The following is a 24,018-nucleotide window of genomic DNA, read 5'->3' on the forward strand; positions in this document are numbered from 1 at the left end:
AATATTTTCACAATTACCGGAATTCTTCTGGATTGATCGCGTATCCTGTGACTTCTTGTCAAGCATCACGAAAATTAATTTCTGAATGCCATGACCGCCGCCGACCTTCCCACCCCGGACCTCCTGACCGCGCTGGCGGACGGGGACCAGCGCCTGTCGGGGCTGGAACGCCGCCTCGCCGCCCTGGTGCTGGAGGATATGGAGTTCGCCACCAACGCCTCCATCACCGATCTGGCCACCCGCGCCGGCGTCTCGCCCCCCACGGTGACGCGCTTCTGCCGCCGCCTCGGTTGCGCTAGCTTTTCCGACTTCAAGGTCCAGCTCGCCCGCAGCCCCTATGTCGGCCTGCGCTACCTGAAACCCGAAAGCCAGTCCTCCAGCGTGGCCGAGGTGGCGGAAGACGTGGTCACCAAGGCCCAGAACGCGCTCTTCCAGATGCACCGCGCGCTGGACCTGTCCGCCGTCGAAAAGGCCACCACGCTCCTTTGCGGCGCGGGGATGATCCACGCCTTCGGATCGGGCGGCAATTCGGCCATGGTCGCGAACGAACTCCAGAACCGCCTTTTCCGCCTCGGCTGCCGGATCGCGGCGTCGAACGATCACGGGATGCACCTGATGCTGGCGGCCGCCGCCCAGCCGGACACGGTGGTCATCGGCTCCTCCTTCACCGGCCGGAACGCCGAACTGGTCCGTTCCTTCCGCCTTCTGGCCGAACGCGGCATCCCCACCATCGCCCTCACCCAAAGCGCCTCCCCGGTGGCGGAGGCCGCGAACATCGTGATCGCCATCGACCTGCCCGAAGGTCAGAACATCTTCCGCCCCTCCTCCACCCGCTTCGCCTTTCTCGCGGTGGTGGACGTGATCGCCAACATGGTCGCCTACGCCGACCGGCCCAAGGCGCAGCGCCTCCTGCGGGGCATCAAGGAACAGCTGATCCGTCATCGCGACGGCAATGACCGCCAGCTTCTGGGGGACTGACCACAAGGGGGAACGGAATGACGGGAACAGCCATCGTGACGGGCGGCGCGGGCGACATCGGACAGGCCATCGCGCGCCGCCTGCTGCAGGACCATGACACGGTGATCCTCGCCGATCTGGACGAAGGCGGCCTCGAACAGGCCTGCGCCGCCCTTGGCCCGCGCAGCCGCGCCGTCCGCACCGACGTGACGAACCCCGACGACTGCGCCGCATTGGCCGTTGCCGCAGGCCCACTGCGCACGCTGGTCAACAACGCCGGCGCCGCCCGCGCCGCCAGCCTGCACGCCACGCGGCTCGACGACTGGCAGGCCGACCGCGCCCTGAACCTCGACGCGGCCTTCCTGATGTTCCGCGCCTGCGCCGATACGCTGCAAGGCTCCGTCGTCAACATCGCCTCGGTCAACGGGATGGGCGTCTTCGGCCACCCCGCCTATTCCGCCGCCAAGGCCGGGATGATCCACCTTACCCGCCTCATCGCGGTGGAATACGGCCCCCGCGGCCTCCGCGCCAACACGGTCGCCCCCGGCACCGTCCGCACCCGCGCGTGGGAGGCCCGGGCCCAAGCCAATCCCGACGTGTTCACCGAGGCCGCCGCCCACTACCCCCTCGGCCGCATCGTCACGCCTCGGGACGTGGGCGAGGCCGTGGGCTTTCTCGCCTCCCCCCTTGCCGCCGCGATCACCGGCATCTGCCTGCCCGTGGATTGCGGCCTGACGGCGGGCACCCCCGCCCTCGCCCGAACCTTCACCCAAAGCGACGATTACAGGAGCGTGTGATGCTGCATCTGGACAACGCCTGGCACCCCGAACCCACCCCGGCCGGCACGTGGGAACTGACCCTCACCAACCTGTCGGACACCACGCTGGCGGATTTCACCCTGTCCCTCACCTCCATCACCCGCGTCGTGGGGGCCGATCCGGACCTGCACAACGTCCGCTTCCTCAAGCGCAACGCCAACTTCCACAGTTTCGCCCCGCCCGAGGGCCTGACGCTGGCACCGGGCGAAGCATGGACCTTCCGCATCGCCAGCCTCAACCGCTCCCCCTTCCACCGCAACGACGCGGCGAAAACAGCGTGGGTCACCATCGCCGGCCAGCACCACCCCGTCTCGGTGGGCGACCTGATGCTCAAGGGCTCCGTCCCCGCCATGCCCCCGCCCCGCCTGCCCGAAGGCCGCCTGACCCTGCCCTTCGCCCTCCTCCCCTGGCCCCGCCAGATCGAGGGCACCCCCGGCCCCGCCCCCGTGATCCTGACCGCCGCCCCCGGCACTTCCGTCGAGGATCGCCGCCTGATGCTGTCGGTGGACGCGCTCCATGCCCGCCTCTTCCCCACCGCGCGCCGCCTCTTCACCCTCACCCCCGCGATGGGCGACCGGACCTTGTCCTTCGCCACCGCCGACATGGCCCCCGACGCCTACCGGCTGGACTTTGGCGACACGATCACCCTCACCGCCAGCGCCGACACCGGCCGCCGCCACGGCCTCGTCACGCTGGCCCGCATGCTGCACGGCGCGTTCGCCGACCCCGACTTCCTGTTCCCCGCCACGGGTCATATCGACGATGCCCCGCGCTACGGCTGGCGCGGCTGCCATCTCGACGTGTCCCGCCACTTCTGGCCGATGGAGGATGTGCTGCGCTTCGTCGACATCCTCGCCTGGGAAAAACTGAACATCTTCCACTGGCATCTGGCCGATGACGAGGCGTTCCGCGCCGAGATCCTCGCCCTCCCCGAGATGACCAAAACCGGCGTCACCCGCGGCCCCGACCGCCCCGACATGCTCCCCCAACTCGGCGACGGCATCACGGACACCGGCGGCTTCTACACGCAAGCCGACATGCGCGCCGTCGTGGCCCACGCCGCCTCTCTCGGGGTCGAGGTGATGCCCGAAATCGACATCCCCGGCCATTGCGCCGCGCTCCTCGCCGCCCGCCCCGAACTCGTGGACCCGGACGAACCCGCCGAAAGCTACCACCCTGTCCAAGGCTTCCCCAACAACGCCCTCAACCCTGCCATGCCCGCCACGTGGACGGTGCTGGAACACATCCTCGACGAACTCTGCGCCCTTTTCCCCTCCCCCCATTTCCACATCGGCGGGGACGAGGTCGCGAAGGGCGCCTGGCTCGCCTCCCCCCAAGCCCGCATCCTGATGCAGCGCGAAGGCCTTGCCGGCACGTTCGAACTGCAAAGCTGGTTCCTGACCCGCGTGAAGAAGATGCTGGAGACACGCGGCAAGATCCTCGTCGGCTGGAACGAGGTGGCGCATGGCGGCGGCGTGCCCCCCGAAAACACCGTCCTCATGGCGTGGGAAAACGCCGCCGTCGGGATCGAACTGGCCGAACAGGGCTACGACGTGGTGATGACGCCGGGGCAGGCCTACTATCTCGACATGGTGCAAGGCGCGGACTGGCTGGAAAACGGCGCGGGCTGGGCCGGTCCCGTCCCCCCGCAACAATCCTATGAATATGAAGCCGAAGGCGACTTTCCCGACCACCTGCGCGCCCGCATGCGCGGCGTGCAAGCTTGCATCTGGTCCGAACACTTCACCACCAAGGCCTGGTTCAACGACCTCGTCTTCCCCCGCCTGTCCGCCATGGCCGAAGCCGCCTGGACCCCCGCCGCCGACAAGGACTGGCTGCGCTTCGCCCGTCAGGTCCGCCAGCATCCGGAGCTTTGATCATGCGCATCGCCGTCGGCGGCCTTCACACCGAATGCTCCACCTACTCCCCCGTCCTGATGCAGGAAACCGACTTCCGCATCCTGCGCGGCGAAGACCTTGTCAGCCACGACTACTTCGCCTTCCTCTCCGACCACGACGCCACCATCGCCCCCCTCCTGCACGCCCGCGCCATCGCGGGCGGCCCCGTCGCCCGCCCGGTCTACGAGGCGTTCAAGGCCGAATTCCTCGACCGCCTGACCCAAGCTATGCCGGTGGACGGCGTCTACCTCGCCATGCACGGCGCCATGTATGTGGAGGGGATGCAGGACGCCGAAGGCGACTTCATCACCGCCGTCCGCGCCCTTGTGGGGGACGTCCCCATCGCCGCCAGCTACGACCTGCACGGCAACGTCTCGCAGCGGATCGTGGACGCGCTAGACATCTTCGCGGCCTACCGCACCGCCCCCCATATCGACATCGCCGAAACGATGCAGACCGCCTTCACCCTCCTCCTCCGCGCGATACGGACGGGGGAAAAACCGGGCCTTGTCTGGACGAAGATCCCGCTCCTCCTCCCCGGCGAACGCTCCTCGACCGAGGATGAACCCGCCCGCAGCCTTTACGCCGCCCTACCCGAACGCGACCAAGGCCCCGGCGTTTGGCGCGCCGACCTGATGATCGGCTACGTCTGGGCGGACGAACCCCGCGCCACCGCCTGCGCCGTCGTCACCGGCACAAACCAAGCCGCGGCGGCGGCGGAGGCCGCGCGCATCGCCGCCGACATGTGGGCCGCCCGCGACGCCTTCGGCTTCGGCCCCGTCACCGGCCCCCTGTCCGACGTGCTGGACCTCGCCGCCACCGCCCCCACCGCGCCCGTGATCCTCGCCGACAGCGGCGACAACCCGACGGGGGGCGGCGTGGGCGACCGCGCCGACGTCCTTTCGGCCCTCATCGACCGCAACTGGCAAAACGCCCTCGTCGCCGGCATCGCGGACCTTCCGGCCACGAACGCCTGCTTCGCCGCCGGCCCCGGCGCCCGCCTCACGCTCTCCATCGGCGCCACCCTCGACCCCTCCGGCACCCGTGTCACCGCCGATGCACAGATCCTGCGCCTGACGGGCGAACACGCCGACCGTCAGGCTGTCCTCCGCATCAACGGCATCACCGTGGTCCTCGCCGCGAAACGCCGCCCCTACCACAACCTGTCCGACTTCGCCGCCCTCGGGCTCGACCCCACGACCTTCCAACTCCTCGTCGTCAAGTCCGGCTACCTCTCGCCCGACCTCGCCCCCCTCGCCGCCCCGAACCTCATGGCGCTGACAAACGGCGTCGTGAACCAGGACATCCCCCGCCTGTCGAACCGCCACCGCCCCGCAGGCACCCTTCCCTTCGACGCGCGCGCGGATTACACGCCGGAACCGATCCCCTCCGCCCGGTTCCGATGATGCTTTCCTTCCTAGGCCCCCTGCGCCGTCACCGCGTCGTCCGGGCCTCGGCCATGGCGATCTTCTTCTACGGCTTCGCGGGGGCCGCGACCGCCCCCTACCAGTCCGTGCTGGCGATCCGGGAACTCGGCCTGTCCGACAACGCCTACGCCGCCATCGCGCTGGCCGCCGCCGTGGCCAACGTCCTGTCCGCCATCGCCATCGGCATCCTGTCGGACCGCTTCCACAGCTACCGCCGGCCGCTGATCGTCGTCGCGGCGCTCGGCGTTGCCAGCTACGCCACCATCTGGCTCGTGCCACACCCTTGGGTCTTCGCCCTTGTCACCATCGGGCCGCTGGCCATGTTCCACGCCACCAACTCCCTGCTTTTCGGCAACGTCCGCGCCCATTCCGCCCGCTATTCGCCGGAAGAGGCCTCCGACATCAACGCCCTGATGCGCATGATGATCTCGCTCGCCTGGGTGCTGGTGCCGGGCGCGGTCGCGATCCTCCTCGCCGGGCGTTCCAGCATGATCGACGCCTGGATCATCGCCGCCCTTCTGGCCGCCGCCTGTCTCGCCACCATCCTCTTCTGGCTCGAACCCGACCACCCCCCGGTGGCCGAGGCTGTGCCCGAAGGCGGCACCGGCACCTCCCCCGTCGCCCCGTCCACCGGCCGCCCCGACCGTCCGGCGCAGGTGCGCGGCGCGCGTGGATCGGCCCTGCTGGAACTGGGCCACATCCTGAACGGCCCCGTCGCGATCCGCATCTTCGGCGTGGCGCTGGTGTCGCAGGTGCTGACGGTTAACGGCACGGTCCTGCCCCTCATCACCACCGGCCCCGCGGGCGGCACGCTGGCCGATGTCGGCCTCATCGTCGGCATGGTCGCCGCGATCGAGGTTGTGTTCATGATGGTCTGGATGCGCCTCACCCGCCGCATCGCCCTGATGACGGCGCTGGCCACCGGCATGGGCCTTTACGCGGCCTACCTCGTCGGCCTCGCCTTCGCCACGGCCCCCTGGCAGATCTATGCGGCCAGCGTGGTCGGCGGCATCGGCGCGGCCGCCATCATCGCGCTGCCCATCAGCTACCTCCTGGACCTGATCCAGAACCGCCCCGGCCTTTCGGCCTCGCTGATCGCGGTGAACATGTTCCTCGGCGCGGCGCTTGGCGCGGGCCTCTTCGCGCTCGGCTCGGCCATCGGCGGGCATGGCACGGCGGCCATCCTCGGCGCGCTGGCAGGCCTTCTCGGCGCCGTTCTCCTCACCCGCCTCGAACGGATCCGCGCATGACCCTTCTGGAAATCTGCGTGGACGACGCCGCAGGCCTTTCCGCCGCCGAAACCGGCGGCGCGGATCGGATCGAGCTGTGCTCCGCCCTCGCCCTCGGCGGCCTCACCCCGTCGGTCGGGTTGATGACACTGGCCGCACGCTCCCCCCTGCCGGTCATGGCGATGATCCGCCCCCGCGCGGGCAACTTCGTCTGGTCCCCCGCCGAACGCGCCGTGATGAAGGAGGAGATCGCCGCCGCCCGCGCCGCAGGCCTCGCGGGCGTCGTCATCGGCGCCTCCCACCCCGACGGCACGCTGGCCGCCGGAACGCTGGCCGACCTCGTCCAACACGCGCGGGGGATGGACATCACCCTGCACCGCGCGATCGACCTTTGCCCCGATCCGGTGGCGGCGGTGCAACTCTGCGCCCGCCTCGGCATCCGCCGCATCCTCAGCTCCGGCGGCGCCCCCACCGCGGCCGAGGGCGTGACCCGCCTGCGCGCCATGACCGGCCACGGCGTCACCATCATGCCGGGTGGCGGCGTCTCGCCCCGCACCCTCCCCCTTCTGGCAGAGTTCACGGAGGTCCACGCCTCCGCCTCCCTCCCCGCGCCGGCCCCCGCCGATCCCCGCATCACGGCCTTCGGCTTCCAGCCCCCCAACGCCCGCGTCACCGACGCCGCCAGCGTCGCCGCCCTGCGCGCCGCGCTGGATCAGCACCCGCCGGGGTGAATGTCCTCGTAATAGTCGCGCAGCGCCAACCCTTCCGCCGCCGCCCGGTCCAGAACCACCGTGCAATGCCGGTGGAATTGCAGGACGGAGGCCGGACAGGACGCGCTCACCGCCCCCTCGATCATCCGCGCCGCAGCCTCGGCCTTGCCGGGCCCGATCGCCACCAGCACCACCTCCCGCGCGCGCAGGATCGTCCCGATGCCCATGGTGATCGCCAGACGCGGCACATCCTCCGCCCGCGCAAAGAACCGCGCGTTCGCCTCCCGCGTGGACCGCGCCAGTGTCTTCACCCGGGTCAATGACGCAAGGCTCGAACTCGGCTCGTTGAACCCGATATGCCCGTTCGGCCCCAGCCCCAGCAGCTGCAAGCCGATATCCCCCGCCGCCACGATCGCGGCCTCGTAGCGTTCCGCCTCCGCCTGCGGATCGGCCGCATCCCCGCGCGGCAGATGCGCCCGCTCCGCCGCCAGATCCACGTGGTCGAACAGATGCTCCCGCATGTAGCGCCAATAGGAACAGGGATGCTCCGCCCCCAGTCCCACATATTCGTCCAGGTTGAAGCTCGTCGCCTCCGCAAACCGGCACGTCCCCGCGCGATGGCGGACGATAAGGCGGCGATACACCTCCTCCATCGTCCCCCCCGTCGCCAGCCCCAGCACGGTTTTCGGGTCCCGCGCCAGCCGCTCCGCGATCAGCCCCGCCGCGCACTCCGCCGCATCCCCGGCATCCGTTCGAACAAGGATCCTCATCCCTGCAACGGCTTCCAGGCCAGCGCGTCGATCTCCACCTTCGCGTCCACCATCAGGCGCGACTGCACAGTGGACCGCGCCGGCGGATGATCGATGAAATGCTTCTCGAACACCGCGTTGAAACTGGAAAAGTCGCGCGGATCGTCCAGCCAGACCGTCACCTTGATCACGTCGGCCAGCGTGCACCCCGCCAAGGCCAGCACCGCCTTGATGTTCTCGATCACCTGCTCGGTCTGCGCCACGATCCCGCCCGTGACCACCTCGCCCCCCACCGTCGGCACCTGGCCTGACACGTGGACGTAATCCCCCGCCCGCACGGCTTTCGCAAAGGGCCGCCGCTGGCCCCCGGCCTGCGCATCAGCCACGTCGTATCGGATCAGTCGCGGATCGGACATGCTCATCTCCTTCTTCAACCACGCGCCAGTTCGGCCAGCGTCCCAAGCCGCGGCAGCGCCCGCCCGTCCACCGTGAACAGATGGCAATCCGCCGCCTCGAACCCCGCCTCCATCGACCGGTCCACCTCGATCGCGGCCCCGCCCGGCAGGATCAGGCAGAAGCTCCCCTCCACCCCCTCGACCGTGGCATGCGCGATCGTCTGCTGCCCCAACCGCTCCACGACCGAAGGCAGGATCGGCAGCACCACCCCGACAGCCCCCGGCCGCACATGCTCCGGCCGGACGCCCAGCGTCAGCGCCGCCCCCTCCAGCCCCGGCTGCGGCGTCACGGGGATCAACGCCCGCTGCCCCCGGAACTCCACCACCACGCCGCCCGCCTCCACGCCCACGCAACGCACCGGCAGCATGTTCATGCGCGGATTGCCGATGAACCCGGCCACAAACGTATTGTCCGGCTTGTGATACAACTCCAGCGGAGAGCCCACCTGCGCGATGTCCCCCGCCCCCAGCACGACGATGCGGTCGGCCATCGTCATCGCCTCCACCTGGTCATGCGTCACATAGATCATGGTCGATCCCAACTGCCGGTGCAGCCGCGTCAGCTCGATCCGCATGTCGGTCCGCAATGCCGCGTCCAGGTTCGACAACGGCTCGTCGAACAGGAAGATCTTCGGCTCCCGCACGATGGCCCGCCCGATGGCCACCCGCTGGCGCTGCCCGCCCGACAGCATGCCGGGCTTCTGGGTCAGCCGCTCCTCCAGATGCAGGATGCGGGCCGCCGCCCCCACCTTCTCGCGGATCACGGCCTCGGGCGCCCGCTCCACCCGCAAGGGAAAGGCGATGTTCTCGAACACGCTCATGTGCGGATAAAGCGCATAGGACTGGAACACCATCGCGATGCCGCGCCGCACGGGCGGCAGGTCGTTCACCCGCAGCCCGTCGATGACGATGTCCCCTTCGGTCGTGTGCTCCAGCCCCGCGATCATGCGCAGCAGCGTGGACTTCCCGCAGCCCGACGGGCCCACGAAAACGACGAACTCGCCATCCTCCACATCCAGCGAGACGTTCTTGACCACGTCGTATTGGCCAAAGCTCTTGATGACGTTTCTCAGGGAAAGCTGGCCCAAACCTGTCTCCTCAGGACAACAAGGGGGGCGCGAAACGCCCCCGCCGCCTCACTTGTAGTCTTCCAGTTCCGCAGCCGCCTTCGTCAGCGCCGCCTGCGGTTCGGCCTGCCCCGTGACCACCGACTGCACCATCGCGATCATCACGTTCTGGAACCCCTTATAGTCGGTGAACAGCGGCTCCGGCCCGCCATACTCGATCCCGTCCACCAGCGGCTTCCAGAACGGCACGTCCACCACCAGCTTGTCCACGTTGGCCGATGGCCGCAGCGGCGTCAGCCCCGCCGTGCCCTTGATCTCGTACTCCTCCTGGATCGCGGGCGAGGTGATGTATTTCGCGAACTCGATCGCCTTCTCCTCCACGCCCGACCCGTCGAAGATCGCAAGGCTGTCGGTGATCAGGAGCGTCCCCGGCCCTTTGGCCTCCGGCCCCAGCGGCAAGGTCGCGATGCCCCAGTCGATGTCCGTTTCCGCCAACCGCGCCGCGGCGCCCGAGCCGTTGTGGATCATCGCCACCTTTCCATCCAGGAAGATCGCCCGCACCTCGTTCTGCTCGTAGGCCGTCGGGCCTTCCTCGGAATAGGGCACCATCGCGGCATAGCCTTCCAGCGCGGCCAGAACCTCGGGGCTGTCCAGCGTGATGTTGCCGTCCGCGTCGATCACCTGCCCGTTGTTGGTGTACACCCAGTGCAGGAACTGGTGGACGGTGTTGTCGAAGGTCTTGGCTACAAGGCCGAATCCCGGAACGCCCGTTTTCTCGGTGATGACCTTGGCGTATTCCAGCTCCTCCGCCCATGTGGTCGGCGGCTTTTCCGGGTCCAGCCCGGCCTGCCGGAACAGGTCCTTGTTCCAGTACAGCGCCTTGGTCGAAAACGCGATCGGCACCCCCCACTGCGTGTCGTCGAAGGTCACCGTGTCCACGATATGCGGGTAATAGGACGCCTTCTCCTCCTCGGTCATGGGCACAGGCACGATCAGCTCGCTCAGCGCGAATTCCTTCAGCGTGCGCGATCCCACATAGGCCATGGCAGGCGGGGTGCCGGCCGCGGCCAGCGTCGTCGCCTTGTCCTGGCACTGCGCCCAGCCCACGACCTCCACGGCGATGGGCCAGTCGGGGTTCTTTTCCTCCCATTCCGCGATGGCCGTCTCGTGGAAGGGGTCCAGAACGTCCCCGCAATAGATCCAGCTGATCTCTTCAGCGGCGGCGGGCAGGGCGGCGGCACTGGCCAGCGCCAGCGCAAGAACGGATGTCTTCACGTCAGTCTCTCCCGGTTGTTGTCATTGCTTGACCGCACCGGCGGTCAGCCCGCCGACAAGGTATCGTTGAAGGATGAAGATGATGACCAGCGCCGGCGCGATGCCGACAAAGGACGCGGCCATCAGCTCGTTCCAGACCACCTCCTGCTTGCCGAAATAGGCGAACAGGCCCACCGGCAGCGGCATGTATTCCGTCTTCGAATTGAAGGTCAGCGCGAAGATGAACTGCTGGGCATAGGCCCCGATGAAGGTGGTGATCGCCACCACGATGATCCCCGGCCGCGCGATGGGCAGGATCACCCGCCGCAGGGTGTAAAGCTGCGACGCCCCGTCCATGTAGGCCGCCTCGTTCAGCTCCCTCGGGATGCGCATCATGTAGGTGCGCAGCAGCCAGATCGCCGAGGGGATAAGGAACGCCACCCCCGGCACGATCATCGCCCAGTAGGTGTTCAGCACGCCCAGCGTCCGCATCAGCCGGAACAGCGGGATCAGCAGCACCGCCCCCGAAAACATGTTCACCGCCAGGAACCCGCCCAGGATCAGCCCCATGCCCTTGAACTCGAACCGCGCAAAGGCATAGGCGGCCGGCACCACCAGCGACAGCACCACCACCGTCACCACGCTGGAAATCAGGAACGAGTTGAAGATGTAGCGCCAGAACCCCGGCACGCTGTCCCACATCGTCCGATAAGCCGCAAAGGACCCGTTCTCCGGCCAGAACCGGTAGGGAGAGGAGAAGAGCTGTGACAGCGGCTTCAAACTGACCAGGAACCCCTCGACGAACGGGGCCAAAATGAAGGCCAGAAACACCAGCACCCCGGCATAGATGCCCACCACCTCCCACCAGCGATAACGGTCGATCATCGCGCCACCGCGGTCCAGCCGGCGGCGCCGGGGGATCGGGGCGGGAACGGGAACGGGAACAGGCTCGGTCGCGTCGGTCATGGCACCCCTCCTAATGGCCCGCCGACAGGCGGCGCGTGACCCGGAAATAGGCAAGGCAGAACAGCGACAGGAAGATGCAGATCACCACGGCCCGCGCCGCCCCCTCGCCGTACTTCTTCGACCCGATGGCGGTCTGGTAGGTGTCGATGATCATCGTCGTCGTCTGCCCGTTCGGCCCGCCTTGGGTCAAAATCCAGATGATGTCGAAACTGTTGAAGGTGGCGATCAGCGACAGCATCGACATGGTGATGATCGCGGGCGCCATCAGCGGCAGCGTGATGCGCCGGAACCGGTACCACCGCCCCGCGCCGTCGGTCCACGCCGCCTCGTACAGGTCGCGCGGAATGGACTGGATCGCCGCCAGGAAATAGATCGTGACCATCGGCACCCCGATCCACACATCCGTCACGATCGTGGCCCAGAAGGCCGTGCTGCCATAGGCCAGGAACGCCACCGGCCCGTCCACCAGCCCGAAGCGTTGCAGAAGGCCCGAGATCATGCCGAACTGCCCGTTGTACATCCATCCCCACATGAAGATGCCGATCGCCATCGGCACGATCCACGGCGGCATGGTCAGCAGGCGGAACACGTGCCGCCCCGGCACCGCCGAATTCAGCAGCACCGCCCCGAAGGTCCCGATGATCATCTTCAAAAGCACCGAAAAGAACGTCCAGACAAAGGTCCGCAGGATCACCTCGAAGAACGTCGCGTCGAAGATCCGCTCGTAGTTCCGCCACCCCACCCAGTTCGTCACCTTGCGCAACGAGGCGTCGGTGAACGACAACTGCACCGTCGCCACCAGCGGATAGGCCACGATGACCAGCACATACAGGATCGCCGGCGCCAGGAGCACGAAGGCGAACAGCCGTGCCGCGCGCGCCTGTCCCATCAGGCTGCCTTGCGCAAAAGCGCCGCGTCATAGCGGTCCCAGACGGGACGCAGGTCCACCACCTGCCGCGACCGCCGCGCCTCGTCCATGGACAAGGCCAACACCCCCGCCTCCAGCGCGTCCAGGGGCGACACCGGCAGCGGTCCGCCCGCCATCACATGCGCCACCACCTCGGCCGCCATGCGCTCGTCCGCGCCGTAATGCTGCGACAGGGCCGTCATCTCATAGGTCTTCTCCACCACCCGCCGCTCGCTCAGCACGTCATGCACGGCAAAGTTCCCGCGGATGAAATCCCCCTCCGCCTGCCCCTTCGTCCCGAAGATCGCAAAGCGACGGAACTGGTCCGGCGCGTTCAGATTCGTGTGGAAGTTCATCCCCACCCCGTTGGCGTATTCCACGATCGCCACCTGCCAGTCGATGATGTCGCCGTCGCTGTCGAACACCCGGTCGCTGCCGTTCCAGCCCGAAGGCTTGCGGTGGAACAAGGACAGGTCGTTCACCCCGTCGTGCCGCGGATCGTTGGCGGGCACGAAGGTCTTGCGCCCCCCGAAACTCGCCACCCGCTCCGGCCGCGCGCCCACCACGCCGTTGTACAGGTCCAGATCGTGGCAGCACTTTTCCAGCATGAAGCTGCCCGACCACTTCTCGTAGCGCCGCCAGTCGCGCATGAAGAAGGCGCCGTGATAGGGGAAGATGTGCTCGGCCGCCTCGATCGACACCACCTGCCCCAGCTGCCCCGCATCCCGCGCGGCCAGCAGATCGCGGTACAGCGGCGCATAGCGCAGCACCAACCCCACCAGCAGCCGGTCCGCCCCGTATTCCCCCAGAAGCGAGGCGAGGGCGTAGGTCTGCTCCAGATCCGCCACCAGCGGCTTTTCCGAAAACACCTTCACCCCGGCCCGCAGGCCCAGCCGGATGTGGTCCAGATGCATGTGGTTGGGCGATCCGATCATCAGCAGGTCAAACCCACCGGCCCGGATCAGTTCCTCCGGCGTCCCATATCGCACGCCCGCCTCGATCCCCTTCGCCGTCAGCGTGGCCAGCCCGACCGGATCGGGATCGACATAGCCCGTGATGCGGAACTCCGGGTCCATCTCGTGAAAGACATGCCCCAGATAGCCGAGCCGGAGACCCAGCCCGATGATGCCGACCTTCATGTCCGGCACTCCCCTGTCGTAATTATTTTTCCTGAGATTGGCGGGCATCCCCCGCCCGGTCAATCATTTTCTACAGATCGCGCCGCGGGATGTAATTCGTTTTCATGCGGATGCCGAAAACGCGGGCGGCGGGCGAACACGCGGTCCGCCCGTCCCACCCGTCTCGGAACCCTGCCGCCGTTCCCCCCGTTCCTTCATGGCATGTCCACCGACATCAAAGGAACACCCATGTTGAAAACGACCCTCCTCGGCCTTCTTTTCGCCAGCGCCGCCACCGTTTCCCTCGCGCAGGCCCCGGACGCCCCGAACGCCCCGTCCAACCCCACGCCCGAGGATGTGCAGACCGTGCCCGGAACCGCTTCCCCCAACGACGCCGATCCGGACCTCGAAACCGAACCGCTGACCAACCGCTCCACCCATGAAGGCTTCGGACGCGCCTTCACCGATCCCGTCACCGCCGAACGCATCGAAGGCGCCGGCGTCTACGCGCAGGACGAAGAAAAGGTCGGCTCCATCTCCGACCTCGTGATGAACGCCGACGGTCAGGTGCAGGACGTGGTGATGACCATCGGCGGCGTCATGGGCGTCGGCGGCAAGACGGTCGCCCTTCCCATGGACCAGGTCGAACTCGTCCAGGCGCACGAGGGCGAGGAAGTGCGCGCCTACCTCCCCATGTCGAAGGACGAGATCGAGGCACTGCCCGAACACGAACACTGATCCCGACACGGCTCGCCTTGCGCCCCGCTCCCATCCGGTGTGATCTGTCCACACCCTTGGGAGGGGGGATCATGATCGACATCGCGCATCCGCATCGCGCCGCCGTGGGCGAAAGCCCCCTCTGGTGCCAGACCACCCAAAGCCTCTGGTGGGTGGATATCGACGGCCACACCGTCCAGCGCCTCCGGGGCGACACCTTCCAGCTCTGGCAACTGGACGAGCCCGTCGGCTGCCTCGCCTTGACCGATGGGGGCCGCCTGATCCTCGGCCTCAAATCCGGCTTCACCCATTTCGACCCCGCCACGGGCCACCTGACGCCGCTGGCCGCCGTGGAACCCGACCGCCCCGGCAACCGCCTGAACGACGGCGCCACCTCGCGTGGCGGGCGCTTCTTCGCCGCCACCATGGCCGGTCCGCCCGACCAGCCCACCGCTGCGCTGCACCGCCTCGACGGCACCCGCGCCACCACGCTGGTCACCGGCCTGCACGTGGGCAACGGCCTCGCCTTCAGCCCCGACGACCGGCGGATCTATCTCTCGGATTCCTGGGCCGGCGTGTCCACCATCTGGACCTTCGATCACGACCCCGCCACCGGCGACATCTCCAACCGCCGCACCTTCCGCACCCTCGATCCCGCCCATGGCCGCCCCGATGGCGGCTGCGTCGACGCCGAAGGCTTCTACTGGATCGCCGCGGTCGGCGGCGGCCGCCTCCTCCGCCTCCACCCCGACGGCAGCACCGAGCGGGAAATCCCCCTCCCCGTCGCCTTCCCCAGCAAGATGGCCTTCGGCGGCCCCGACCTCCGCACCCTGTTCGTCACCAGCATCGACCGCGAAACACCCTCAGGCGACGGCGGCCGCCTTCTGCGCCTGACGCCGGGCGTCACCGGCCTGCCCCAGCCCACCCTGCCCGAACCCGACCTCGCAGGGCGGCCCCACACGGCCACGGCCCGCCTCCGTCACGGCTGACCTCCGCCGGGCGCGGCAATCGACCGCAACCCGGCTGGCCTGCCCCCACCCTACATGCCATTCACCTCAACGGAGAATGGCATGGAAGACTACATCCGGCAGAAGATCACCGATCTGCAACGCGAACATGCACGGCTGAAGGAACTGGAACGCACGACCGAGGATCTGATGATCTCGGGCCTGATCCTGCAGGAACTGAAGCGAAACGAAGGGCTGGCGTCGATCTACGACGCGATCCTCGACCAGTACGGCTGGAACACCACCAACGCCGCCTGAAGCGCGACGCGGAAAAGGGCGCCGCATGCAACGAAACGCCGCATGCGGCAAAGATTCAGGCCAGCTTGATGTTGACCGCGCTTTGACGGCCGTCGCGGCCGGCTTCCACATCATACGTGACCTTCTGGTTGTCACGCAGACCCGTCAGCCCGGCGCGTTGAACCGCGGAAATGTGGACGAAGATGTCCGATCCGCCGGCTTCCGGCTCGATGAAGCCGAAGCCTTTCGTGTCGTTGAACCATTTAACAGTGCCGTTCGCCATAGTCGATCCTTGCATCCATGTGCTGTAGAGCAGTCCGAAAGGTGTAGCGCATCCAAAATAAAGTCTAGCATTTTCGCGCGTCTCCTCCGTCTTTTCGGCCCGCACCGACGCAAAACGCCGATCCCGCAAAAAATTCCGGAACTTTCTTAACCTTTCGTCATTGAGCATCACCTGCACGACGGAATCGCCATGCACATCATGCACATTGCCCTGCGGGGATGCCGAAAGGCCCTCCCCCCGTTCACGGGCTCTCCCGCCGAGGCCGGTCATCCCCTGGATCCCGTCGCCGGTGTGGCCCTGCATCAGGCCGCCTGTCCCGGCGTGTCGCAGGTGGACGTGATCACCTTCGACCCCGCCCCCTCACCTCCGGAATCGCTCGCCCCCCGCGCCCGTCTCTTGCGCCTTCCCGCGCCGACCGGCACGGACGACCTGACCGCCCTCACCGCGGCGCTGACCCACCACCTGCGCCACAACCCCATCCCCGACATCCTCCACGCCCATTTCGCCGACGGCGCCGACATCGCGCGGACCGTCGGCGCGCATTACGGCATCCCCGTCGTCTACACCCCCCACGCGCTGGCCAACGATGGCGACGACCCACGCCGCCTCGCCTCCGAACTGCGCGCCATCCGCTTCGCCCACGGCATCATCGTTTCCACCCGGGACGAGGCGGAACGCCAGATCCCCGCCCGCGACCCTTCGGCCATCACCCGCACGTACCGCATCTCCCCCGAGCTTTGCGCCCTGACGGGCAAGGCCGACTGGACGCGCCACGCCGCCGACAGCGTCGCGGTCTACGACACGCTCCTCAACCCCGCGCCGCCCGTCCACCCCTACGCCCAACGCCTTCTGGTCTGCGACCTCGACGACGTGCACACGGAGGCTGCCGCCGCCTCCGTCCGCCAGCTCGCCCGCTGGACCGACCGCGCCCCCTTCCCCCTCGTAATCTCCACCCACCACTCCCTCCCCGAGGCGCGGGCCCTCCTGCGCCGCTGGTCCCTCCCGACCCCGGCGGCGATCCTCGCCAACAGCGGCACCCAGATCTTCCTGAACGGCACCGCCGGCCTGCACCTTTGCGCCGAGCACGACCGCCGCCTCGCGGCCAGCTGGAACCGCGACGCGGTGCACGCCACCATCGCCAGCCTCAGCCCCGACTGGCAGGACGACCTCGACCAGATCCCCCACAGGATTGGCCTCCTCGGCGGCCGCGACCTCGTCCACCGCGCGCGCGAAGCCTTGCGCCGCGCCGGCCTCGCCGCGCAGGTTCTCCCCACAGGCGACGGGCACATCGACCTCCTCCCCCCCGCCGCCGGACGCACCAACGCGCTGGCCGCGGTCGCCGGCCGCTACGGCCTCACCCTGTCGGACTGCATCACCGCTCTCGCCCCCACAAAGGGCGACACCGCCCACAACCGCTGCGGCGTGGCCCTCGTGGTATCGAACACCAACCGCGAACCCGCCCCTCCTTCCCGCACCAAAAGCCTTCTCGGCCGGCTGAAAAGCTTCGCCTGACGGCCACTTCCGCCGCCCGTCCCCGATGCCTATCTCCCGGCCATGGAAAGCCTCGACACCGTTCTGCGCGAAGCCCGCGCCTGCCGCCTTTGCGCCCCCGACCTTCCGCTCGGGCCGAACCCGATCTTCCGCATCTCCCCCCTCGCGCCCATCCTGATCGCCAGCCAGGCACCGGGTACCAAGGCGCACCTGTCCGGCATTCCCTTCGACGACGCCTCGGGCCAGCGCCTGCGCGACTGGCTCGGCGTCACGCCGGACGTCTTCCACAACCCCGCGAACTTCGCGATCCTCCCCCTCGGCCTCTGCTACCCCGGCAAACGCGCGGGCGGCGACGCCCCGCCCCGCCGCGAATGCGCCCCCCTCTGGCGGGACCGCCTGCTGCGCCAGGCCACCGGCCTCCGCCTCACCCTCCTTGTCGGCACGCACGCGCAAACCCACGCCCTCGGCCCCGGCAACATGACCGACCGCGTGCGCGACTTCCGCCGCACCTTCCCGTCCGTCCTCCCCCTGCCCCACCCGTCATGGAGGTCCACCGGCTGGATGCGCCGCAACCCCTGGTTCGAGGAGGAGGTCCTCCCCGTCCTGCGCGCAGAAGTCCGCCGACTGCTCGCCCCCGAACCGGGTCAAACCGCGAATCCGTGATCCCCGGCAAAGGGTCGCAGTGTTGCCAATCCGTTCGAATTCGGGCATGAACACCCCAACCCCTTGGCCTTGACCGGAGATGCCATGCAAGGCCAGACGGACCTTTTGACAGCCTGCGACCGCGAACCGATCCACATCCCCGGGTCCATCCAGCCCTACGGCCAGATGCTGGTCGCCGAAGCCGCCAGCCACCAGGTCATCGCCCGCGCCGGCCTGTCCGACCCTCGCTTCGAACGCGCCGTCGACGCCCCCCTCGCGGAGTTCCTCGGCACCGACCTCGCCGCCTCCCTGCACGATCTCGACGGCACCCTCCGCGTCGTCGGCGTCCTTGATCTGGGGGGGGAGGCGTGGGACACCGTCGCCTTCCGTTCCGGCACCCATGTCGTGATCGAATGCACGCCGCAACGTCCCGAACAACCGCTCGACGCGGGCTTTCTCAACCGGCTGGAACAGGTGGGCACGGGCTTCGAACGCGCCGTGTCCTTCCCCGACCTGTTCCAGAAGGCCGCCCACGCCTTCCGCACCCTGACCGGCCACGACCGGGTGATGATCTACCGCTTCATCGAAGGCGACGCGGGCGTCGTCGTGGGCGAAAGCCTCGCCCCCGGCGCGCCGTCCTTCATGAACCACCACTTTCCGGCCACGGACATCCCGAAACAGGCCCGCGCGCTTTATGTGCGCAACCGCGTCCGCGTGATCGCCGACGTCTCCTACACCCCCGCCCCGATCACGGGCGCGCAGGACCTGTCGGAACTCGACCTCAGCGACTCCACCCTGCGCAGCGTGTCGCCCGTGCACATCCGCTATCTGCACAACATGGGCATCCAGGCTTCGGCCTCGGTGTCCATCGTCAAGGACGGGCTTCTCTGGGGCCTCGTCGCCTGCCACCATCACGAACCCCGCAGCCTGTCGCTGACCACGCGCCTGGCCTGCCAGACGCTGGCCGTCATCCTGTCGCGCCAGATCCACGCGCGCGAGGATGCGGACCTTTACCGCGAACGGATCCGCCTGCGCGCGCAGGAGGACGTCATCCTCGGCACGCTCGGCTCCGAACGCTCGCTGGCCGACTTCTTCGCCGATTCCGGCCACAAGGTCGCCGCCCTCCTGAACGCCGACGGCTTTGCCGCGGTTCAGGGCCTCGACCTCTTCACCGCGGGTCACTGCCCCGACTCCTCCGACATCCGGTCCTTGGCCGAACATGTGCGCCTTCCGGCTGCCATGCGGACCTACGCCACCCACCACCTGTCGAAGGACTATCCCGAAGCCGCCTTCTACGCCTCGATCGTCAGCGGCGTCGTCGCCGTCACCATGTCGACCGAGGTGCCGATCATCCTCATGTGGTTCCGCGCCGAACACCTGCAAACGGTGACCTGGGCCGGCAACCCGCACAAGGACGTCCCCCACGACCCGAACGCCCAGCTCAACCCCCGCACCTCGTTCGAGGACTGGTCCGAAACCGTGCGCGGCCGCGCCCGCCCCTGGACCCATGCCGAGGAAGAGGCCGCCGCCCGCATCGTCCGCCTCATGCTGGACACCCGCAACAACCAGCGCCTGCGCGAGCTGAACCGCGAAATCGCGACCACGTTGAAGGAAAACGAAAGCCTCCTGCGCCAGAAGGACTTCCTCCTGCGCGAAGTGAACCACCGCGTCCAGAACAGCCTGTCACTCGTCGCGGCCTTCCTGCGCATGCAGGCCCGCGAAGCCTCGCCCGAGGTGAAAAGCCAGCTGGGGGAAGCCGAGAACCGCCTCAAGGCCGTCAGCCTCGTCCACCGCCGCCTTCACCAGAACGACAGCGTCGAAATCCTCGACCTCGCCCGCTACCTCGACGATCTGTGCGTGGAACTCAAGGACACGATCGGCGACACCTGGGCCCGCCAGCTCGACACCAGCTTCACGCCGATCCTGATCAGCACGGACCGCGCGATCAGCGTCGGCCTCATCGTGAACGAGCTGATCACCAACGCCACCAAATACGCCTATCCGAACGGAACAGGGCCGATCAGCATAGCGCTCGAACAGCATCGGGACCAGTTCCGCCTGATCGTGGCCGACAGCGGCGTCGGCCGCCACGGCCCGGTCCAAGGCAGCGGCTTCGGCTCGCGCATGCTCATTTCGCTGGTCGAACGCCTGGGCGGCCATCTCGACCTCGAAGACAACCACCCCGGCACCCGCGCCGTCGTCACCGCCCCCATCCGCTAGGCGTCAGTGCTTCCACATCTCGGCAAACCGGGGCGAGGCGACGAAGCTGCCCGGCTGCGGGCTGACGGGCGGCGGATCGCCCACCCCTTCCTGCAGGTATTGCAGCGCCGCCATGAACCCGTGCGACGAAAAGGGCTTCGCGATCACGCCATGCGCCCCGCCGAAATCCTCGGGGATCTTCTTCGGGTTGGCCGTCACGAACACGATGATCGTGCTGGGCCAGCGCTCCTGGATCAGCGTGTTCACGTCCAGCCCGCTCGACCCTTCGGCCAGCTGGATGTCCACGAAGGCGACGTCCGGCACCGCCGCCTCGGGCAGCGCGGTCACCTCGCGCAACGACGCGGCCGTGTTGATCACGTTGTGGCCCGCATCCTCGATCATGAACTGGATGTCCATGGCGATCAGCGGCTCGTCCTCGACGATCAGCACGTCAAGCGGCGGTGTGGCATGGGTCATTCGTCACGTCCGATCGTCAGGGTCACCCGTTCTCCGTCTTCAACCGGATCCGTGGTCACCGTGGCATTGGCCTGCGCTGTCAGGCGTTGAATCAGCGACCGGCTCAGCGCGCCGGCATCCTCGCGGTCGAAAAGGCTCCGCCCTCCCCGGTCCTCCAGCGTCAGCACCACCGCGGACGGCGTCGTGTGCGCGCTCACCCGCACCTCCCCCGCCGACTGGCCCCGGTTCTGGCGCTGGAAGATCAGGGTCAGCAGCTCGTTCACCACCAGCCCAAGCGCCGAGGCATGGCCCACCGGAATCTCCGCCCGCCGCAGATCCGTCAGGATCCGCACCCCCGGCGCCATCTGCGCCAAATCCGACGCCAGCGTCGCGGCAAAGGCCCCGATGTCGAACCGCGTCACGTCGTCGGACTGGTACAGCCGCCGGTGCACGGTCCCCAACGCGTCGATCCGCTGCATGGTCGCGCGCAACTGCCCGGCCCCCTCGGGGTTCAACTCGCGCAATTGCAACCGCAGGATCGACCCGATCATGGTCATGTTGTTCTTCACGCGGTGATCCACCTCGTGCAGCAGAAGCGTCTTGGCCTCCAGCGCCGCCTCCAGATCCGCCGTCCGCCGCCGGACCTCCTGCTCCACCTGGTCCTTCTGCCGCGCGATCCGCGAATGCGCGTCGATCCGGTTGGTGATGTCCAATTGCGAGGCGAAGAAATACCGGATCGTCCCATCCTCGTCCCGCACCGGGCTGATATACAGCGCGTTCCAGAAGGTGCTGCCATCCTTTCGATAGTTCAGCACGTCCACCGACACGTCCTCGCCCGCCGTCACGGCCGCCCGCACCCGCGCCACCGCGTCCCGGTTCGTTTCGGGCCCCTGAAGCAGACGGCAGTTCTGCCCCATCAACTCCTCCCGGGAATACCCGGTCAGCTGCTGAAACGCGGCATTGGCAAAGACGATGGGGTTGTCGGGCTGCGCGGGATCGGTGACGATCATGGGCATGCGGGTCGCCCGCACGGCCGCCGCAAAGGGATCGCCACGCCCCAACTGGTGCGGCAAGGCCTCCGTCAGCCTCCAATCGTCCTGCTGTTCCAATCCGTACCTCCGTGATACCTGCTTGTGCCGCAGGTCGCCATCGGCCTCAACCCCCGAACATCCCACCAGTTCCGCAGGGTTAGCCGCCTGTGCGCCCATAATCCGCCCCCACGCTGGCAGGTTCCCTCTCGCGCGCTAGATCACTCCCGACACTGCCCAACGCCCGAGTCCCTTCACGTGACGAACATCCCTCCACCGCCAGGCGACCTTCGGCAACCGGCCCCCCTCGAAGCCCGCTACCGCGCCCTGTTCGAAGCCATCGACGACGGCTTCTGCATCATCGAATTCATCGACGGCCCGGCCGGTCCCCTCAGCAACTACGTCCACGTCGAATCTAACACCGGCTACCAGCGCCACACCGGCATCCCCGACATCGTAGGCAAGACGGTCTATGACGTGGCCCCCCACGACGCGCCGGAATGGGTGGCACTTTACGGCCGCGTGCTGGAAACCGGCCAGCCCCTCCGCTTCGAACGCGCCTTCACCGAGGTCGACCGCCATATCGAGGTGTCGGCTTCCCGCCTCGAACCCGCCAGCCTGAACCAGGTGTCGGTGCTGTTCCGCGACATCACCGAACGCAAACGCGCCGAAGCTGCCCTCCGCACCAGCGAGGCGCTGGCCCGCGAAAACATCCAGCGCGTCCAGCTCGCGCTCGAAGCGGGCGCGATCATCGGCACCTGGCTCTGGGACTTGCGCGAAAACCGCTTCACGGTGGACGACGCGCTCGCCAACGCCTTCGGCCTCGACCCCAGCCTTCCGCGCGAAAACCTGACGCTGGCCCAGATCACCGAAACCGTCCACCCCGACGACCGTGCCCCGCTGGACGCCGCCATCCGCGACATCGTGGCCCGCGGCGGCAGCTACGCCCACCAGTACCGCACCCGCCGCCTCGACGGTCACTACTACTGGCTCGAAGCCAATGGCCGCGTCGACCTTGCCCCCGACGGCACCCCCCTCACCTTTTCGGGCGTGCTGATCGACATCGAAGGCCGCCGCGCCGCCGAAGCGGAACGCCACCGCATGACCGAAATGCTGCGCCGCCTGAACGACACGCTGGAACAGCGCGTGGCCGAACAAACCGCCGAACTCATGGCGAAAGAGGAAGCCCTCCGCCAGTCCCGGAAGATGGAAGCGGTGGGCCAGCTCACCGGCGGCATCGCGCATGACTTCAACAACCTCCTCGCCGGCATCTCCGGCTCGCTGGAGATGATCCAGTCCCGCCTCCACCAGAACCGCACCGGGGATCTCGACCGCTACATTTCCGGCGCGCAGACGGCGGCCCGCCGTGCCGCCGCCCTCACCCACCGCCTTCTGGCCTTTTCCCGCCGCCAGACGCTGGACCCGAAGCCCACGAACGCCGCCCGCCTCGTGCAGGACATGCTGGACCTGATCCAGCGCTCCGTCGGCCCGCAGATCACGGTCACCACGCAAGCGGACGCGGCGCTCTGGCCCACACTGGTGGATCCGAACCAGCTGGAAAACGCCCTCCTCAACCTGTGCATCAACGCCCGCGACGCGATGCCCGACGGCGGTCGCATCGCGATCGACCTGCACAACCGCACCCTTGATGGGGCCGAAGCCGGCGAACTCGAGCTTTCCCCCGGCGACTACATCGCCCTGTCCGTCGCCGACACCGGCAGCGGCATGACCCCCGAGGTGATCGAGAAGGCCTTCGACCCCTTCTTCACCACCAAGCCCCTCGGCCTCGGCACCGGCCTCGGATTGTCCATGATCTACGGCTTCGCGCGCCAGTCGAACGGTCAGGTCCACATCACCTCCCGCCCCGGCGCGGGCACGCGCATCCAGCTCTACCTTCCGCGCGAACAGGCCGCCGAACAGCCCGCGACCCGCCCGGCCCCCGAAGCGCCCGAAGCCCCCGCCCCCCGCACCATCCTCATCACCGACGACGAACCCATCATCCGCATGCTCCTCACCGACGTGGTGGAGGATCTGGGCCTTACCGCGCTCGAAGCCGGCGACGGCCCGCAGGCCCTCGCCATCCTGCGCTCCGACACGCCGATCGACCTCCTCATCACCGATGTCGGCCTGCCGAACGGCATGAACGGACGGCAGGTGGCCGACGCCGCGCGCGAACTGCGCCCCGGCCTCAAGGTCATGTTCGTGACGGGCTACGCCGAAACCGCCGTCCTCGGCCAAAGCCGTCTCGAACCGGGGATGGAGATCATGACGAAACCCTTCGACATCGGCGCCCTGTCCGACCGGATCCAGCGGATGCTCGACCCCACGGCCTAGGCGCAAAAAAATTTCGTTCCCCATGCACCGAACCGCCCGTGATCCGCGTTGGGCCGTGTCGAAGAAGGG

At 68.1% G+C, this 24,018-nt stretch carries 22 protein-coding genes and 1 pseudogene; 13 read left to right on the forward strand and 10 right to left on the reverse strand.

Features of this window, described 5'->3' with window-relative positions:
• The first annotated feature begins 90 nt into the window (after positions 1 to 90).
• The 6 genes and pseudogenes from ACSHZY_RS10635 (at position 91) to ACSHZY_RS10660 (ending at position 7,060) form a co-directional block, all read left to right on the forward strand.
• Positions 91 to 978: a MurR/RpiR family transcriptional regulator gene (locus ACSHZY_RS10635; protein ID WP_435168917.1), complete on the forward strand. Its 888-nt coding sequence runs from the start codon at positions 91 to 93 to the stop codon at positions 976 to 978.
• 17 nt (positions 979 to 995) lie between these two features.
• Complete coding sequence (locus ACSHZY_RS10640) at positions 996 to 1,754, forward strand: SDR family oxidoreductase (protein ID WP_435168919.1); 759 nt, start codon at positions 996 to 998, stop codon at positions 1,752 to 1,754.
• Positions 1,754 to 3,652, forward strand: a complete 1,899-nt coding sequence (locus ACSHZY_RS10645; protein WP_435168921.1) for a beta-N-acetylhexosaminidase — start codon at positions 1,754 to 1,756, stop codon at positions 3,650 to 3,652. Before ACSHZY_RS10640 ends, ACSHZY_RS10645 begins: the two co-directional genes overlap by 1 nt.
• A 2-nt stretch (positions 3,653 to 3,654) precedes the next feature.
• Complete coding sequence (locus ACSHZY_RS10650; protein ID WP_435168923.1) at positions 3,655 to 5,079, forward strand: M81 family metallopeptidase; 1,425 nt, start codon at positions 3,655 to 3,657, stop codon at positions 5,077 to 5,079.
• Positions 5,061 to 6,350: pseudogene (locus ACSHZY_RS10655) on the forward strand (MFS transporter); the annotation flags it as partial. The gene ACSHZY_RS10650 and the pseudogene ACSHZY_RS10655, both read left to right, overlap by 19 nt.
• Positions 6,347 to 7,060 carry a copper homeostasis protein CutC gene (locus tag ACSHZY_RS10660; protein WP_435168925.1) on the forward strand — a complete coding sequence of 238 codons (714 nt, stop codon included), beginning with the start codon at positions 6,347 to 6,349 and terminating at the stop codon, positions 7,058 to 7,060. The pseudogene ACSHZY_RS10655 and the gene ACSHZY_RS10660, both read left to right, overlap by 4 nt.
• Here the strand turns inward: ACSHZY_RS10660 and nagB are convergent.
• From nagB to ACSHZY_RS10695, 7 genes are read right to left on the reverse strand one after another with little or no spacing between them, the layout of a single operon-like run.
• A complete protein-coding gene (gene nagB, locus ACSHZY_RS10665; protein ID WP_435168927.1) occupies positions 7,042 to 7,809 on the reverse strand; it encodes a glucosamine-6-phosphate deaminase in 768 nt (255 codons plus the stop codon). The two genes, ACSHZY_RS10660 and nagB, sit on opposite strands and share 19 nt — an antisense overlap.
• Positions 7,806 to 8,204 carry a RidA family protein gene (locus ACSHZY_RS10670; protein ID WP_435168928.1) on the reverse strand — a complete coding sequence of 133 codons (399 nt, stop codon included), beginning with the start codon at positions 8,202 to 8,204 and terminating at the stop codon, positions 7,806 to 7,808. Before ACSHZY_RS10670 ends, nagB begins: the two co-directional genes overlap by 4 nt.
• 14 nt (positions 8,205 to 8,218) lie before the next feature.
• Positions 8,219 to 9,331, reverse strand: a complete 1,113-nt coding sequence (locus ACSHZY_RS10675; protein WP_435168930.1) for an ABC transporter ATP-binding protein — start codon at positions 9,329 to 9,331, stop codon at positions 8,219 to 8,221.
• 48 nt (positions 9,332 to 9,379) lie between these two features.
• Positions 9,380 to 10,585, reverse strand: coding sequence for an extracellular solute-binding protein (locus ACSHZY_RS10680; protein ID WP_435168932.1), 1,206 nt, complete (start codon positions 10,583 to 10,585; stop codon positions 9,380 to 9,382).
• A gap of 21 nt (positions 10,586 to 10,606) precedes the next feature.
• Entirely contained in the window at positions 10,607 to 11,530 is a 924-nt protein-coding gene (locus ACSHZY_RS10685; RefSeq protein WP_435168934.1) for a carbohydrate ABC transporter permease, read from the reverse strand.
• Positions 11,531 to 11,540: 10 nt separating this feature from the next.
• The gene (locus ACSHZY_RS10690; protein ID WP_435168936.1) at positions 11,541 to 12,419 is read right to left on the reverse strand and encodes a carbohydrate ABC transporter permease; all 879 of its coding nucleotides are present in this window, start codon (positions 12,417 to 12,419) and stop codon (positions 11,541 to 11,543) included.
• Complete coding sequence (locus tag ACSHZY_RS10695; RefSeq protein WP_435168938.1) at positions 12,419 to 13,576, reverse strand: Gfo/Idh/MocA family protein; 1,158 nt, start codon at positions 13,574 to 13,576, stop codon at positions 12,419 to 12,421. The genes ACSHZY_RS10690 and ACSHZY_RS10695 overlap by 1 nt, the downstream gene beginning before the upstream one ends.
• A 228-nt stretch (positions 13,577 to 13,804) precedes the next feature.
• Between ACSHZY_RS10695 and ACSHZY_RS10700 the strand changes: the two genes are divergently transcribed.
• The 3 genes from ACSHZY_RS10700 to ACSHZY_RS10710 all read left to right on the forward strand — a co-directional run bounded on the left by ACSHZY_RS10700 (position 13,805) and on the right by ACSHZY_RS10710 (position 15,537).
• Entirely contained in the window at positions 13,805 to 14,293 is a 489-nt protein-coding gene (locus ACSHZY_RS10700) for a PRC-barrel domain-containing protein (RefSeq protein ID WP_435168940.1), read from the forward strand.
• 71 nt (positions 14,294 to 14,364) lie between these two features.
• The gene (locus ACSHZY_RS10705; RefSeq protein ID WP_435168942.1) at positions 14,365 to 15,261 is read left to right on the forward strand and encodes an SMP-30/gluconolactonase/LRE family protein; all 897 of its coding nucleotides are present in this window, start codon (positions 14,365 to 14,367) and stop codon (positions 15,259 to 15,261) included.
• 81 nt (positions 15,262 to 15,342) lie between these two features.
• Complete coding sequence (locus ACSHZY_RS10710) at positions 15,343 to 15,537, forward strand: hypothetical protein (protein ID WP_435168944.1); 195 nt, start codon at positions 15,343 to 15,345, stop codon at positions 15,535 to 15,537.
• A 55-nt stretch (positions 15,538 to 15,592) separates the two neighbouring features.
• On the opposite strand, the gene ACSHZY_RS10715 is transcribed toward ACSHZY_RS10710, so the two are convergent.
• Positions 15,593 to 15,799, reverse strand: a complete 207-nt coding sequence (locus ACSHZY_RS10715; RefSeq protein ID WP_271973045.1) for a cold-shock protein — start codon at positions 15,797 to 15,799, stop codon at positions 15,593 to 15,595.
• Positions 15,800 to 16,090: 291 nt separating this feature from the next.
• Between ACSHZY_RS10715 and ACSHZY_RS10720 the strand changes: the two genes are divergently transcribed.
• The 3 genes from ACSHZY_RS10720 (at position 16,091) to ACSHZY_RS10730 (ending at position 20,152) form a co-directional block, all read left to right on the forward strand.
• The gene (locus ACSHZY_RS10720) at positions 16,091 to 17,311 is read left to right on the forward strand and encodes an HAD family hydrolase (RefSeq protein ID WP_435168946.1); all 1,221 of its coding nucleotides are present in this window, start codon (positions 16,091 to 16,093) and stop codon (positions 17,309 to 17,311) included.
• A gap of 42 nt (positions 17,312 to 17,353) precedes the next feature.
• On the forward strand, positions 17,354 to 17,953 hold the full coding sequence (locus tag ACSHZY_RS10725; RefSeq protein WP_435168947.1) for a uracil-DNA glycosylase family protein: 600 nt from the start codon (positions 17,354 to 17,356) through the stop codon (positions 17,951 to 17,953).
• An 84-nt stretch (positions 17,954 to 18,037) separates the two neighbouring features.
• Positions 18,038 to 20,152 (forward strand): histidine kinase dimerization/phosphoacceptor domain -containing protein, encoded by a 2,115-nt coding sequence (locus tag ACSHZY_RS10730; RefSeq protein ID WP_435168949.1) that lies wholly within the window; start codon positions 18,038 to 18,040, stop codon positions 20,150 to 20,152.
• A 3-nt stretch (positions 20,153 to 20,155) separates the two neighbouring features.
• Here the strand turns inward: ACSHZY_RS10730 and ACSHZY_RS10735 are convergent, their stop codons facing one another.
• Together ACSHZY_RS10735 and ACSHZY_RS10740 are read right to left on the reverse strand one after the other, a co-directional pair.
• Entirely contained in the window at positions 20,156 to 20,608 is a 453-nt protein-coding gene (locus ACSHZY_RS10735; protein WP_435168951.1) for a response regulator, read from the reverse strand.
• Complete coding sequence (locus tag ACSHZY_RS10740; protein ID WP_435168953.1) at positions 20,605 to 21,696, reverse strand: PAS domain-containing protein; 1,092 nt, start codon at positions 21,694 to 21,696, stop codon at positions 20,605 to 20,607. The genes ACSHZY_RS10735 and ACSHZY_RS10740 overlap by 4 nt, the downstream gene beginning before the upstream one ends.
• A 177-nt stretch (positions 21,697 to 21,873) precedes the next feature.
• On the opposite strand from ACSHZY_RS10740, the gene ACSHZY_RS10745 reads away from it, so the two are divergent.
• Positions 21,874 to 23,949, forward strand: coding sequence for an ATP-binding protein (locus tag ACSHZY_RS10745; RefSeq protein ID WP_435168955.1), 2,076 nt, complete (start codon positions 21,874 to 21,876; stop codon positions 23,947 to 23,949).
• Positions 23,950 to 24,018: the final 69 nt, after the last annotated feature.

Origin of the sequence: Falsirhodobacter sp. 1013 (genome assembly GCF_051195255.1) — a bacterium.
Taxonomy (GTDB): domain Bacteria; phylum Pseudomonadota; class Alphaproteobacteria; order Rhodobacterales; family Rhodobacteraceae; genus Falsirhodobacter.